At 71.7% G+C, this 13,754-nt stretch carries 13 protein-coding genes and 2 tRNA genes; 7 read left to right on the top strand and 8 right to left on the bottom strand.

The window, feature by feature from the left end; all coding sequences use genetic code 11:
- Positions 1-26 precede the first annotated feature (26 nt).
- From ACQP17_RS17375 to ACQP17_RS17345, 7 genes are all read right to left on the bottom strand, one after another.
- Complete coding sequence (locus ACQP17_RS17375; protein WP_433857093.1) at positions 27-644, bottom strand: response regulator transcription factor; 618 nt, start codon at positions 642-644, stop codon at positions 27-29.
- Positions 637-1,908 carry a sensor histidine kinase gene (locus ACQP17_RS17370; protein ID WP_433857092.1) on the bottom strand — a complete coding sequence of 424 codons (1,272 nt, stop codon included), beginning with the start codon at positions 1,906-1,908 and terminating at the stop codon, positions 637-639. Before ACQP17_RS17370 ends, ACQP17_RS17375 begins: the two co-directional genes overlap by 8 nt.
- A gap of 78 nt (positions 1,909-1,986) precedes the next feature.
- Positions 1,987-2,805, bottom strand: coding sequence for an ABC transporter permease (locus ACQP17_RS17365; protein ID WP_433857091.1), 819 nt, complete (start codon positions 2,803-2,805; stop codon positions 1,987-1,989).
- The gene (locus ACQP17_RS17360) at positions 2,802-3,833 is read right to left on the bottom strand and encodes an ABC transporter ATP-binding protein (protein ID WP_433857090.1); all 1,032 of its coding nucleotides are present in this window, start codon (positions 3,831-3,833) and stop codon (positions 2,802-2,804) included. Before ACQP17_RS17360 ends, ACQP17_RS17365 begins: the two co-directional genes overlap by 4 nt.
- Before the next feature lie 169 nt (positions 3,834-4,002).
- Positions 4,003-4,075: transfer RNA gene (locus tag ACQP17_RS17355), tRNA-Gly, on the bottom strand.
- A 74-nt stretch (positions 4,076-4,149) separates the two neighbouring features.
- Positions 4,150-4,221 (bottom strand) — tRNA-Gly (locus ACQP17_RS17350).
- A 119-nt stretch (positions 4,222-4,340) separates the two neighbouring features.
- On the bottom strand, positions 4,341-4,661 hold the full coding sequence (locus tag ACQP17_RS17345) for a histone-like nucleoid-structuring protein Lsr2 (protein ID WP_189101592.1): 321 nt from the start codon (positions 4,659-4,661) through the stop codon (positions 4,341-4,343).
- Between the two features lie 300 nt (positions 4,662-4,961).
- Here ACQP17_RS17345 and purS point away from each other — a divergent pair, with 300 nt between their 5' ends.
- The 7 genes from purS (at position 4,962) to purM (ending at position 13,100) form a co-directional block, all read left to right on the top strand.
- Entirely contained in the window at positions 4,962-5,207 is a 246-nt protein-coding gene (gene purS / locus ACQP17_RS17340) for a phosphoribosylformylglycinamidine synthase subunit PurS (RefSeq protein ID WP_006604673.1), read from the top strand.
- The gene (gene purQ / locus ACQP17_RS17335; RefSeq protein ID WP_433857089.1) at positions 5,204-5,884 is read left to right on the top strand and encodes a phosphoribosylformylglycinamidine synthase subunit PurQ; all 681 of its coding nucleotides are present in this window, start codon (positions 5,204-5,206) and stop codon (positions 5,882-5,884) included. Before purS ends, purQ begins: the two co-directional genes overlap by 4 nt.
- Positions 5,884-8,163 (top strand): phosphoribosylformylglycinamidine synthase subunit PurL, encoded by a 2,280-nt coding sequence (gene purL, locus ACQP17_RS17330; RefSeq protein ID WP_433859927.1) that lies wholly within the window; start codon positions 5,884-5,886, stop codon positions 8,161-8,163. The genes purQ and purL overlap by 1 nt, the downstream gene beginning before the upstream one ends.
- Positions 8,164-8,324: 161 nt before the next feature.
- The gene (locus tag ACQP17_RS17325; protein WP_433857088.1) at positions 8,325-9,170 is read left to right on the top strand and encodes a peptidoglycan DD-metalloendopeptidase family protein; all 846 of its coding nucleotides are present in this window, start codon (positions 8,325-8,327) and stop codon (positions 9,168-9,170) included.
- Between the two features lie 158 nt (positions 9,171-9,328).
- Positions 9,329-10,126, top strand: coding sequence for a sterol carrier family protein (locus ACQP17_RS17320; RefSeq protein WP_433857087.1), 798 nt, complete (start codon positions 9,329-9,331; stop codon positions 10,124-10,126).
- Between the two features lie 309 nt (positions 10,127-10,435).
- Entirely contained in the window at positions 10,436-11,995 is a 1,560-nt protein-coding gene (gene purF, locus ACQP17_RS17315) for an amidophosphoribosyltransferase (RefSeq protein ID WP_433857086.1), read from the top strand.
- A gap of 34 nt (positions 11,996-12,029) precedes the next feature.
- Entirely contained in the window at positions 12,030-13,100 is a 1,071-nt protein-coding gene (gene purM, locus ACQP17_RS17310) for a phosphoribosylformylglycinamidine cyclo-ligase (RefSeq protein WP_433857085.1), read from the top strand.
- Positions 13,101-13,277: 177 nt separating this feature from the next.
- Here the strand turns inward: purM and ACQP17_RS17305 are convergent, their stop codons facing one another.
- Entirely contained in the window at positions 13,278-13,523 is a 246-nt protein-coding gene (locus tag ACQP17_RS17305; RefSeq protein ID WP_329149631.1) for a DUF3073 domain-containing protein, read from the bottom strand.
- Positions 13,524-13,754 lie beyond the last annotated feature (231 nt).

The raw sequence follows: 13,754 nt of genomic DNA, 5'->3' as shown, positions 1-13,754 counted from the left end.
GTCGCCGCCGCGCGGTGCGGGGACCACTATAGCCAACCTCGCTCCCGGGCGAGCCGCACCGCCGCGTGGCGGTTCTCCGCACCGAGCTTGGCGCTGGCCGACGAGAGGTAGTTGCGCACCGTCCCCGGCGACAGCGAGGCCCGCTCCGCGATCTCCACGACCGGCGCCCCGTCCGCGGCGCATGCCAGCACCTCCGCCTCCCGCGCGGTCAGCGGCGAGTCCCCGGCACTGATCGCGTCCGCCGCCAACTCCGGGTCGACATAACGGCTCCCGGCGTGCACCGTGCGGATGATCTCGGCCAGCCGCTGCGCCGAGACCGTCTTCGGCACGAAGCCCCGCACCCCCGCGGTCAGCGCCCGCTTCAGATGCCCCGGCCGTCCGTGGCTCGTCACGATCATCGACCGGCACCCCGGCACATCGACCCGCAAAGATGTGGCAACCGTCACACCGTCAGCCCCGGGCATCTGCAGATCCAGCACCGCCACATCCGGTGCGTGCGCCCGCGCCATCGCCTGGGCCTCGGGCCCCGACGCCGCCTCCGCCACGACCATCAGGTCGTCCTCCAGCGACAGCAGCGCCGCCAGCGCTCCCCGGATCAGGTGCTCGTCGTCCGCGAGCAGCACCCGGATCATCCCGTCACCCATCCCGCCGCCCCGCCTCCTCGCTCACGCCGGCCGCCGGGCCGGGAGATTCGTGCCCCGCACGCTCCGTGCGCACCCCGCCCAGCGGGAGTTCGACCGTCAGCCGGAAGCAGCCGTCCGGGGCCGGACCGGCGGTCAGGGTCCCGCCCAGCGGGTCCAGCCGCTCGCGCAGTCCCTTCAGTCCGCTGCCGGCGGGCGGGGCGGCCGCGTCCGGCGGCCGGATGACCCCGTTGTTCTCCATGGTCAGCACCAGGACCGAGCGGTCCGGGTCGATCAGCATCCGCAGCACACAGCGCCGGGCCTCGGCGGCGTGCCGCAGGACGTTCGTGGTGCCTTCGCGGACCACCCAGCCGAGCGCCGACTCGACCTCCGGCGGCAGCGGCGTGCCCTCCCCGCCTTCGATACGGCAGTCCACCCCCGCGGCCCGGAGCACACCGCGGGCACCGGCCAACTCCGTCCGGAGTTCGGCCCGCCGGTAGCCGCGCACCACCTCCCGTACCTCCCGCTGTGACTCCTGGGCGATCCGCTGCACCTCCACCATCTGTGCCACGGCCGCCGGCTGCCCCCGCCGGGCCAGCCGGACCGCCAGCTCGCTCTTCAGCGCGATCACGGCCAGATTCCGGCCCATCACATCGTGCAGATCCCGGCCGAACCGCAGCCGCTCCTCGGCGACCGCGAGCCGGGTCGCGGTCTCGCGTGCCGACTCCAGCTTGCGGAACACGGCGAGCAGCCAGCCCGTGGGCCGCGCGAGGACCAAGCTCCACAGGCCCGCGGAGAGCAGCAGCACCGCCAGCACCACGGGCAGCGGCCCGGCGCCGGTCAGCGCGGCGAGCAGCCCGGCCGACAGCACCGCGCCGCCGGCCAGCGCCACCAGGTACGTCCGCTTGGACACCATCAGGCAGTACGCCATGAGGAACGGGGTGAGGGCCGCGCCGAACGCGAGCGCCGCCCCGCCCGGTGCGTCCACGCCGCGCAGTCCCTTGACGGCCACCAGCGCGAGGAGCGCGGCCTCGGCGGCGGCGGTCAGCACACCCGAGACCAGCAGCAGCCGGCGCGGCGGCGCCCCACGCCCGAGATATCCGTCCAGCGCGTGGTGCAACAGGGGCACCGCCAGGCCGGCCTGAAGGATGTTCAGGCCCACCGCGGTGCCGGCCAGGGCGGTGGGCAGCGCGCCCTCCTCCGTGCTGCTGAGGAGGGGCGTCACCCCGCCGAGGACGGAAAGCCAGGGGAAGGCGCACAGCGTCCAGCGGAAGTACGCATCGACCATGCCCCGCTCACTGCGGCGCCGCCACACCGCCCGTAGCCCACCCATCGCTCCACCCCCGCCGCTCCGGCTCCCCTGACGCTAGCGCCGCGGCTCCCAGCGGAACCACCGCCGTACCGCCACCAGCGCGAGCGCGATCCACACCGCGACGACGGCCAGGTGGGACAGCGTCTGCCCGGCATCCGCCCCACCGGTCCACCCGGCACGGATCAGCGCCATCACCGGTGACAGCGGCAGCAGTTCGAGGACCGTGGCCACGCGCTCGGGGAAGGCCTCCAGAGGGGCCACGATCCCGGACCCGGCCATGGACAGCAACATCAGGGGCAGCACGACCAGCTGCGCCGCCTCGGTCGAGCCGGCGAGCGAGGAGCACGCCGCGGCGAGGGTCACGACCAGCACCGTGCCGAGCAGCACGCCGGCGACCAGGGACAGCGGAGCGCGAGGCAGTCCCGCGTGCAGGACCACGTCGCCCAGGACGACGAGCACGGCGCACTGGACCAGCCCGAGGACCACGAACGGCAGCGCGGTGCCGGCCAGGATCTCCCGATCCGCCGGCTCACCGGTGCGCAGCCGCTTGAGCACGAGCTCTTCCCGCCGGGCGACATAGGCACCGGTGAGGGTGGAGTAGACGGCGAAGAGCAGGACGTATCCCAGGGCCGCGGGCAGCAGCAGCGTGTCGGGCGACAGCCCGGAGCGGGCCGGGCCGACGTGGCCGGCCGCCCCTTTCATCGCGAACGCCATGGCGACCGGAAGGGCCAGCGACGTGGACAGCGCGGACTTGTTGCGGGTGAGCAGCGTCCACTCGGCCCGCCCGAGGGACAGCAGACGGCCCGCGCTCCCGGTCCGCGCGGGGTCTTTCGCCGGGCCGGTGCCCGTGAGGTGTTCCGCAGGCGTGTTCATGCGCGCTCCAGCCCCTTCGCGATGTGCAGAAAAGCCTCTTCCAGGGATGCGGACCTGACATCCAGTCCGCGCAGCGTGATCCCCTCGCGCTGCGCCCAGAGCAGCACTCCGGTCGCGGTCCGCTGCAGTTCGCCCGTCCGCAGCCGGATCGTGCGCCCCTCCGTCTCCCGGCCGAGGACGCCCAGCTCCGTCCACGCCGGGAGCGATCCGGGACAGAGGTCGTCGGGCAGCTCGAAGGAGAGGCGGGCGGGGTGCGCGGCGACCACCTCGGCGACCGGCCCCGCCGCCGCGATCCGCCCCTCGTGCAGGATCGCCAGCCGGTCCGCCAGCTCCTCGGCCTCTTCGAGATAGTGCGTGGTCAGCACGATGGTGGTCCCCTCGTCCCGCAGTCCGCGGACCAACTCCCAGGTCGTACGGCGCGCTTCGGTGTCCAGCCCGGTGGTCGGCTCGTCCAGGAACAGCACCTCCGGCCGGCCCAGCAGCGCCAGCGCGAGGTCCAGCCGCCGCCGCTCGCCGCCGGACAGCTGCTTGATCCGGACGTTTTGGCGCCGGCCGAGCCCCACGGTGCCGAGTGCCTCGTCGACCGGCCGCGCCCCGGTGGTGCACCCGGCCCACATCCGCAGGGTCTCCGCCGGCGTCAGCTCGCCGGGGAAGCCGCCCTCCTGGAGCATGACGCCGATCCGCGGCCGCACCGCGCGCCGCTCCCGGTAGGGATCCCTGCCGAGGACCCGGACCCGTCCGCCGCTGGGCGGCGCCAGCCCAACCAGTAGTTCGAGAGTGGAGGTCTTGCCCGCGCCGTTGGTCCCGAGCAGGGCGAACAGCTCCCCGCGGCCGACGGAGAAGTCGATGCCGCGCACGGCCTCGTGGTCCTGCCGTCCGTTCGAACGGCTCCGGTCGCCGGGCCCGCCCGTCTGCCGCCGGCGGGAGACGAAGCCGTAGCGTCGGCGCAGTCCGGTGACGTCGATCACACCGCCCCCGGGGCCGGTGCTCCCGGCGGGGCTCGCGATGGTTTTCTCCCCGATGTTCATGCGTCCAGCGTTTCGCCGGATCACGGCCTCGGGCAGTGCGGCCTGTCATCGCAGCCGATGACAAATGTCAGTTGCCGGTGCCGGGAGTGCGGGAAGTGAACAGAGTGTGTGACGTGACTTCAGAAATGCAGAAGGCCCCGGTCCAGAGAACCGGGGCCTTCTTATTCTGAGCGGACGACGAGGCTCGAACTCGCGACCTCAACCTTGGCAAGGTTGCGCTCTACCAACTGAGCTACGTCCGCAGGCATCCACTCGGCTTTCACCGAGCGGCGCGACAGCTACTCTACCTGATCCGTAGGACCGGTCGAGCAGTCAGAGCGGGTGACAGGGATTGCACACTGCGCCTCCCCCTTGGAAAGGGGGCGCTCTACTACTGAGCTACACCCGCGTGACTCCGTGAGGTCCGGCCTGTCGGCCTCGCCCCTCGGCGTGCTCCAGACTCTAGCTGATCAGTAGGGGTGCTGTGCAAGTCGGCTGCGCCCGGGCCGGGGGACGCCGGCAAGTCGGTTAGTGGTTGGCGGCGTTGAAGGCCTCGTACACCTTCTTGGGGATCCGGCCGCGCGGCGGGACGTCCATCTGGTGGGAGCGGGCCCAGGCGCGGACGGCCGCGGGATCGGGGTTCACCGCGGTCCGGTGGTAGGCCTTGCCGGACTTGGCCCGCTTGCGGCCGGCCTCGACGAACGGAGCGAGGGCGCCGCGCAGTTTCTTCGCATTGGCTGGATTGAGGTCGATCTCGTACGTCTTCCCGTCCAATCCGAAGGCGACCGTCTCTGCGGCTTCTCCTCCGTCGATGTCATCGGAGAGCGTTACTACTACGCGCTGCGCCACGGATATCGGTCCTTTCGTGGAGCGACCCCTTGTTGACATGGGGTGATGCTCCGGATCCGGCTGATTGGGATCAATGCTTTTTCATTTGTACAGCGATGGGCATTGCATTGTGAAGCCCAGTTAATTTTGTCAGCGTGTCTTCCCGCAATCCGGACCCCGGATCTTTTCGAGAATTTTTCCTGAGCTGCACTCTCACCGATACCGGACCGTGATGGGGGGCAGCGTATATCTATGCGCGTAGATTTTCGAACACGGTACTGTGAGGACACCGCCTTACGCACCACACCACCGGGAGTGCCAGTGGCACGCGTCGTAGTCGACGTCATGCTCAAGCCGGAGATCCTCGACCCGCAGGGGCAGGCGGTGCAGCGCGCACTGCCACGCCTGGGCTTCGAGGGGATCGCCGACGTCCGTCAGGGCAAGCGTTTCGAACTTGAGGTGGAGGGTCCGGTCGACGACGCCGCCCTCGCTCGCATCCATGAGATGGCCGAGACCTTCCTCGCCAACACCGTCATCGAAGACTTCACCGTGCGGGTCGACTCATGACCTCGCGCATCGGAGTCATCACCTTCCCCGGCACGCTCGACGACCGCGACACCCAGCGCGCGGTCCGGGTCGCCGGAGCCGAGGCGGTGCCGCTGTGGCACCGCGACAAGGACCTCAAGCAGGTCGACGCCGTGGTACTGCCCGGCGGTTTCTCCTACGGCGACTATCTGCGGGCCGGAGCGATCTCCCGTTTCTCGCCGGTGATGGAGACCGTCATCGCGCAGGCGAAGGCCGGTATGCCGGTCCTCGGTATCTGCAACGGCTTCCAGGTGCTCACCGAGACCCACCTGCTGCCCGGCGCCATGCTGCGCAACAACCATCTGCACTTCATCTGCCGCGATCAGAAGCTGCGGGTGGAGAACGCGGAGACCTCCTGGACCGCGGACTACACGTCCGGGCAGGAGATCAGCATTCCGCTGAAGAACATCGACGGCCGCTATGTCGCCGACGCGCGCACGCTCGACATGCTGGAGGCCGAGGGCCGGGTCGCCTTCCGCTACCTGGACGGCAACCCCAACGGCTCGCTCCGCGACATCGCCGGCATCACCAATGAGGCGGGCAATGTCGTCGGCCTCATGCCGCACCCCGAGCACGCCGTGGAGCCGCTGATCGGTACGGGCCGTACCGACGGCCTCGGATTCTTCACCTCGATCCTGAAGAAGCTGGTCAACGCATGATGGCCGAGCGAAGCGAGGGCACCATTAAGCACAGCCTCGACACCGTCAAGCACGCCGCCGAGACGCCGGACGCCGACCAGCCGTGGGCCGAGCTGGGCCTGAAGCAGGACGAGTACCAGCGCATCCGCGAGATCCTCGGCCGCCGTCCCACCGGCGCCGAACTCGCCATGTACTCGGTCATGTGGTCCGAGCACTGCTCCTACAAGAGCAGCAAGGTCCATCTCAAGCAGTTCGGTGAGAAGGCCCCGGAGAACGACGCGATGCTCGTCGGCATCGGCGAGAACGCCGGTGTCGTCGACGTCGGCCAGGGCTACGCCGTCACGTTCAAGGTGGAGTCCCACAACCACCCCTCGTACATCGAGCCCTACCAGGGCGCGGCCACCGGCGTCGGCGGCATCGTCCGCGACATCCTCGCCATGGGCGCCCGCCCGGTCGCCGTCGTCGACCCGCTGCGGTTCGGCGCCGCCGACCACCCCGACACCAAGCGCGTCCTGCCGGGCGTGGTCGCGGGCATCGGCGGCTACGGCAACTGCCTGGGCCTGCCCAACATCGGCGGCGAGGTCGTCTTCGACGCCTGCTACCAGGGCAACCCGCTGGTCAACGCCGGCTGCATCGGCGTGATGAAGCACGAGGACATCCACCTCGCCAAGGCGTCCGGCGCCGGCAACAAGGTCATCCTCTACGGCGCCCGCACCGGCGGCGACGGCATCGGCGGCGTCTCGGTCCTGGCGTCCGAGACCTTCGACGACACCAAGCCGGCCAAGCGGCCCGCCGTCCAGGTCGGTGACCCCTTCCAGGAGAAGCTGCTCATCGAGTGCACCCTGGAGATCTTCAAGGCCGACCTGGTCGCCGGCATCCAGGACCTCGGCGGCGCCGGGCTGTCCTGTGCCACCAGCGAGCTGGCCTCGGCCGGCTCCGGCGGTATGCGCGTCGAGCTGGACACCGTCCCGCTGCGCGACTCCTCCCTCTCGCCCGAGGAAATCCTCATGAGCGAGTCGCAGGAGCGCATGTGCGCGATCGTCGAGCCCGGCAAGGTCGACCGCTTCCTGGAGATCTGCGAGAAGTGGGACGTCATCGCCACCGTCATCGGTGAGGTGACCGAGGGCTCGCAGCTGGAGATCTTCTGGCACGGCGAGCAGATCGTCGACGTCCCGCCGCGCACCGTCGCGCACGAGGGCCCGGTCTACCAGCGGCCCTACGCGCGGCCCGACTGGCAGGACGCCCTCCAGGCCGACGACGCCGCGAAGCTGGCCCGTCCGGCGAACGCCGAGGAGCTGCGCGCGCAGGTCCTGGCGCTGGTGGCGTCGCCCAACCAGGCCTCGAAGGCGTGGATCACCGATCAGTACGACCGGTTCGTGCAGGGCAACACCGTCCTGGCGATGCCGGAGGACTCCGGCATGGTCCGGATCGACGAGGACACCAACCTCGGTGTCGCGCTCGCCACGGACGGCAACGGCCGCTACGCCAAGCTCGACCCGTACGCGGGCGCGCAGCTGGCGCTGGCCGAGGCCTACCGCAACGTCGCCGCGTCCGGGGCCAAGCCGCTCGCGGTCTCCGACTGCCTGAACTTCGGCTCGCCCGAGGACCCGGCCGTCATGTGGCAGTTCGCCGAGGCCACCCGTGGTCTCGCGGACGCCTGCCAGACCCTGGGCACGCCGGTCACCGGCGGCAACGTCTCGCTCTACAACCAGACCGGCGAGGTGGCGATCCACCCGACCCCGGTCGTCGCGGTGCTGGGCGTGATCGACGATGTGAACCGCCGGACGCCGATCGGCTTCGCGGAGGAGGGCCAGCTGCTCTACCTCCTCGGTGACACCCGTGAGGAGCTGGGCGGTTCGGCCTGGTCCCAGGTGGTGCACGAGCACCTCGGCGGTCTGCCGCCGCGGGTCGACCTGGAGCGCGAGCGGCTGCTGGCCGAGGTGCTGATCTCGGCCTCCCGTGACGGCATGATCGACGCCGCGCACGACCTCTCCGACGGCGGTCTGATCCAGGCCCTGGTGGAGTCGTGCCTGCGCGGCGGCAACGGCGCCCGCGTGGTGGTGCCGGACGGCCAGGACCCGTTCGTGCTGCTGTTCTCTGAGTCGGCGGGCCGCGCGGTCGTCGCCGTCCCGCGCAGCGAGGAACTCCGCTTCACCGACATGTGCGGTGCGCGGGGGCTGCCGGCCACCCGGATCGGTGTGGTCGACGGCGCGGAGATCGACGTCCAGGGCCAGTTCAGCATCCCGCTCGGGGAGCTGACGGAGGCCCACGAGGCGACGATCCCGGGTCTCCTCGCCTGAGACCGCCCGGGGGCGCACCGCCCCCGCCGACGGTCCGACGGCCCGCCCCATCATGGGGACGGGCCGTCGCCGTTTTTCCGCACCGACCACGTCGTACCGCTGCCGGGCCGGCCGGCGCCCGGCGGCCCCGCCCGGCCACCATCACTCCAGGGGGAATCGGAATGAAGTCCACCACGGTGCGGAGGCTCTCCGTGCTCGCCGCCCGCGCCTGCCTGTTCGCTGTTTTCGCCGTGTTCGTGGCGAGCTTCTTCGCCGACTTCCCCCGCTGGTGGATCTGGTTTCCGCTCGGCCTGTGGGTGCTGATCGAATGCGGGGTGAACCGGCGCGCGGCCCGTGGGGAGGCGGACGCGCTGCGGGCCGCGGCCCCCGCCCCGGTGGCGGTCGCCGCGCCGGTCGGCGGCCGCTGGCGGGCCCTGAACAGCCCCGCCGACAAGGTCCCCAGCCATGACACCTTGTCCTTCGGGCAGGCCTACGCCATCGACGTGGTGGCGGAACCGGAGCCGGGTGCCAGGCCCGGCTTCGTCTGGTGGCCGCCGGCCCGCCGCAACGAGGCCTTCCCGGCCTTCGGCGCGCCCCTGCTCGCCGTCGCCGACGCCACCGTCGTCCGGGCCGAGGACGGCCGGCGCGACCATCTCAGCCGCACGTCCTGGCCCGCGGCCGCCTATCTGCTCGCCGTCGAGGGCCCGGTCCGTACGCTCGGCGGCGCCCGCTGGATGCTCGGCAACCATGTGATCCTCGACCTGGGCGGCGGCATCCACGCGCTGTACGCGCACGTGCGCCGCGGTTCGCTCACGGTCCGCGCGGGCGACCGGGTGCGGGTGGGGGAGCCCGTCGGCGAGTGCGGCAACTCCGGCAACAGCAGCGAGCCGCATGTCCACTTCCAGCTCATGGACGCCGCCGACCCGCGCACCGCCCACGGCACTCCCTTCACCTGGCACGGCACCGGCGTCCCGCGCACCGGCGAGATATTCGAGGCCGGGGCGCCGGCGGCGACACCGGGGAGCTGAGCGCCCGCCCGTGCCGACCGCGTGTCCCGTCCCGGGTCCGCCGGACGGCCTCGAACTGCCCCGAGAGCAGCGGGAGTTGACGACCCTGCGGGAGCGGCGGGCGCCGGGCCGCCGCGATCCGCGGGCGACTGTCGGTGGTGCCTCGTAGGGTGACGTACATGCCCCCTGCCGCCCGGAAACCGCGCCCGCGCCGGTACGACCCGCAGAAGACCCGTGCGGCCGTCACGGCCCAGCTCGCCCATGTCCAGGAGGCCGTACGCGCGCTCGCACCCGGCCAGTTGGCGCTGCCGACCCGGCTCGGCGACTGGACGGTGCGCGAGCTGGTGGCGCATCTGTCCCTGACGCTCGGCAGCCTGGCCCGCGCGCTGGAGCACCCGGCCCCGGCGCGGGCGGAGGCCACCCTGCTGCAGTGGCCGTCCGCGGCCGCCGGGCTCGCCTCCGGCATCGACGCACGCACCCGCGTCCTGGCCGCCGCACACGACCCCGCGGCGCTGCTGGAGCGCACCGCGGCGGAGTTCGCCGAGGTTGTCCTGCCGCTGCCGGACGACCGGCTGCTGGCCTCCCGCCCCGGCGCGATGACCCTGGCCGACCTCCTGGTCACCCGCTGTGTCGAACTCGTCGTGCACACCGACGACCTCGCGGCGGCGACCGGCCGGGAGATCCCCTTCGACCGCCAGGCCCTGGCCGCCACCACCCGCCTGCTGGCCGACGTCCTGGCGGACCGGGCCCCCGGCGGGTCGGTGGAGCTGCGGGTTCCGCCGTTCGCCGTGGTGCAGTGCGTGGCCGGCCCCAAGCACACCCGCGGCACCCCGCCGAACGTCGTCGAGACCGACCCGCTGACCTGGATCCGGCTTGCCACGGGCCGGACCAGCTGGGCCCTGGCGCGGGAGGCCGCGGCCGTCAGCGCCAGCGGCGAGCGGTCCGACATCGGTGGATATCTGCCCGTGCTGAGCTGACGGCCGCGGGCCGGGCGGGGCCGGGCGGGGCCGTGCGCCCCGTACCGGCGGCGGCCGGCGAAGGCGTCGCGCATCTCACACGGAGCGGAACGCACCCCCGAGGCCCAAGATCCACACGGCCGGCGCCGTGCGGCCCCCGCCCGGCGGCGCAGCAGGTGAGCCAAGGGTTCCGGGCCGCGCCGGGGCGGCCGGCCGCCCCCGTGTGGGCGTGGGCACGCCAAGCCCGGCGGCCGCTCATTCATGCACTCATCCAGGTCCGGGGCCATCCCCGGTTCGGATGAATCCGCGACCTGCCCTAGACTCGGTGCCGTGCCACGTGGTGACGGACGACTCAGCCACGACCTGCTCCCCGGTGAGAAGGGCCCCCAGGACGCTTGCGGCGTCTTCGGTGTCTGGGCTCCGGGTGAAGAGGTCGCCAAACTCACCTATTTCGGGCTGTATGCGCTGCAGCACCGTGGACAGGAGTCCGCGGGCATCGCGGTGAGCAACGGCTCCCAGATCCTCGTCTTCAAGGACATGGGCCTGGTTTCCCAGGTCTTCGACGAGACTTCGCTCGGCTCTCTCCAGGGCCACATCGCCGTGGGCCATGCCCGCTACTCCACCACCGGTGCCTCGGTGTGGGAGAACGCCCAGCCGACGTTCCGTGCCACCGCGCACGGCTCCATCGCGCTCGGCCACAACGGCAACCTGGTGAACACCGCCGAGCTGGCGGATCTGGTCGCCGCGCTGCCCCGTGAAGGCGGCCGGGCGACCCAGGTCGCGGCCACCAACGACACCGACCTGGTGACGGCCCTGCTGGCCGGCCAGGTCGACGAAGAGGGCAAGCCGCTGACCGTCGAGGAGGCCGCCCCGCGCGTCCTGCCGAAGGTCATGGGCGCCTTCTCGCTCTGCTTCATGGACGAGCACACGCTCTACGCAGCCCGCGACCCGCAGGGCATCCGCCCGCTGGTCCTGGGCCGTCTGGAGCGCGGCTGGGTGGTGGCCTCCGAGACCGCCGCCCTGGACATCTGCGGCGCCAGCTTCATCCGCGAGATCGAGCCCGGCGAGATGGTCGCCATCGACGAGAACGGCCTGCGCAGCAGCCGTTTCGCCGAGGCCCGCCCCAAGGGCTGCGTCTTCGAGTACGTGTATCTCGCCCGCCCGGACACCGACATCGCCGGCCGCAACGTGTACCTCTCCCGGGTGGAGATGGGCCGCAAGCTGGCCGCCGAGGCGCCCGCCGACGCCGACCTGGTGATAGCGACTCCGGAGTCGGGCACCCCGGCCGCCGTCGGGTACGCCGAGGCCAGTGGCATCCCCTACGGCTCGGGCCTGGTCAAGAACTCCTACGTCGGCCGGACCTTCATCCAGCCCTCGCAGACCATCCGCCAGCTCGGCATCCGCCTCAAGCTCAACCCGCTCAAGGAAGTCATCCGCGGCAAGCGCCTGGTGGTCGTCGACGACTCGATCGTCCGCGGCAACACCCAGCGCGCCCTGGTCCGGATGCTCCGCGAGGCCGGCGCGGCCGAGGTCCACATCCGGATCTCCTCCCCGCCGATCAAGTGGCCGTGCTTCTTCGGCATCGACTTCGCCACCCGCGCGGAGCTGATCGCCAACGGGCTGAGCGTGGAGGAGATCGGCAAGTCGCTGGGCGCCGACTCGCTCGCGTACATCTCCATCGACGGCATGATCGAGGCGACCACGATCGCCAAGCCGAATCTGTGCCGCGCCTGCTTCGACGGCGAATACCCGATGGATCTGCCCGACCCGGAGCTGCTGGGCAAGCACCTCCTGGAATCGGAGACCGCGAGCCGGACCAAGTCCGATGTGGACGGCGTCCAGACGCTCACCGCCGGGGTCGGCGGCGCCGACGCGCTGCGTCGCCCGTAGAGCTCGTACACACACGACAGGAAAGTTCTCAGCCATGTCCGCTGAATCCTCCGGTGCCAGCTACGCAGCCGCGGGCGTCGACATCGAAGCCGGCGACCGCGCCGTGGACCTCATGAAGGAGTGGGTCAAGAAGGCCACCCGCCCCGAGGTCGTCGGCGGCCTGGGCGGCTTCGCCGGCCTCTTCGACGCCTCCGCCCTCAAGCGCTACGAGCGCCCGCTGCTCGCCTCGGCGACCGACGGCGTCGGCACCAAGGTCGACATCGCCCGCAAGATGGGCGTCTACGACAGCATCGGCCACGACCTCGTCGGCATGGTCGTCGACGACCTGGTCGTCTGCGGCGCCGAACCGCTGTTCATGACCGACTACATCTGCGTCGGCAAGGTCTACCCCGAGCGGGTCGCCGCCATCGTCAAGGGCATCGCCGAGGGCTGTGTGCTGGCCGGCTGCGCGCTGGTCGGCGGCGAGACCGCGGAGCACCCGGGGCTGCTGGGCGCGGACGAGTTCGACGTCGCCGGCGCCGGCACGGGCGTCGTCGAGGCGGACCGCGTCCTGGGCGCGGACCGTATCCGTACGGGCGACGCGGTGATCGCCATGGCGTCCTCCGGGCTTCACTCGAACGGGTACTCGCTGGTCCGCCATGTCCTGTTCGACCGCGCGGGAATGGCCCTGGACCGCGAGGTCCCGGAGTTCGGCCGCACGCTCGGCGAGGAGCTCCTGGAGCCCACCAAGATCTACTCGCTGGACTGCCTCGCGCTGACCCGCACCACCGATGTGCACGCCTTCTCGCACATCACCGGCGGCGGCCTGGCCAACAACCTCGCCCGGGTGATCCCGGACGGTCTGCACGCCACCGTCGACCGCGGCACCTGGACGCCGGGCGCGGTCTTCGACCTGGTCGGCTCGGCCGGCGCGGTCGAGCGCGGGGAGCTGGAGAAGACCCTGAACATGGGCGTCGGCATGATCGCCGTCGTCCCGCAGGACTCCGTGCAGGCCGCCCTGACCACGCTCGCCGACCGCGGTGTGGACGCCTGGGTCAGCGGTGAGGTCGTCGACCGCGGTGACCACGCAGAGGCAGTGACCCTGACCGGTGACTACGCGAGCTGAGCAGCCCGACCGGGCCGGCGCCCGCACCGGCAGCCACCGGTGCGGCGCCCGCGGCCGTCGTCGGACGGTGCGCGGCGGCCGCCGTGCCCACCGTCACCCGGGCAGCACAGAACCCGGTCCGGGCAAAGCCCAGGACCGGGTCCGCGATGCTCTTGCGGGTGCCGCGAGCGCAGAACGTCAAGCGCGACGACGTTGCTGGGACGAGTCGCCGTCGTCCTCATCGTCGTCGTTGTACAGCTCTGCGTACCGTGCGTACGGGTCGTCGTCCTCGTCCTCCTCGAACGGCTCTGCGTTCGGAGGCTGCTGGTTCGACGGTGCTGCACCCAGCTCGTCGGCCAGTCGTGAGAGATCCGTCCCACCGCTGCTGTACTTCAGCTGGCGGGCGACCTTTGTCTGCTTGGCCTTGGCCCGGCCGCGCCCCATGGGTCGACCCCCTCAATGACGGGGCTCGATGGCCCCAGAGTCTTGACACGCGTTCATGGATCAGAGCGGGCTCTCGACAGAGAGACCGGCCCGTAGGGCTTTAACGGTACCTGCTTCCGCGGCCATACGGTACGTCGCCCGCATCACCCGCCGCTCGGCACGACCTGCGAGGTGCCCCGTCCCCGCTGGTCAACTGCGATTTTAACCTGTCCTGCACAGCGACCCGCCGAC

The sequence above is a fragment of the Streptomyces kronopolitis genome (genome assembly GCF_050953795.1).
In the GTDB taxonomy this organism is placed as follows: domain Bacteria; phylum Actinomycetota; class Actinomycetes; order Streptomycetales; family Streptomycetaceae; genus Streptomyces; species Streptomyces kronopolitis_A.
This window is presented reverse-complemented; position numbering and strand designations above follow the sequence as displayed.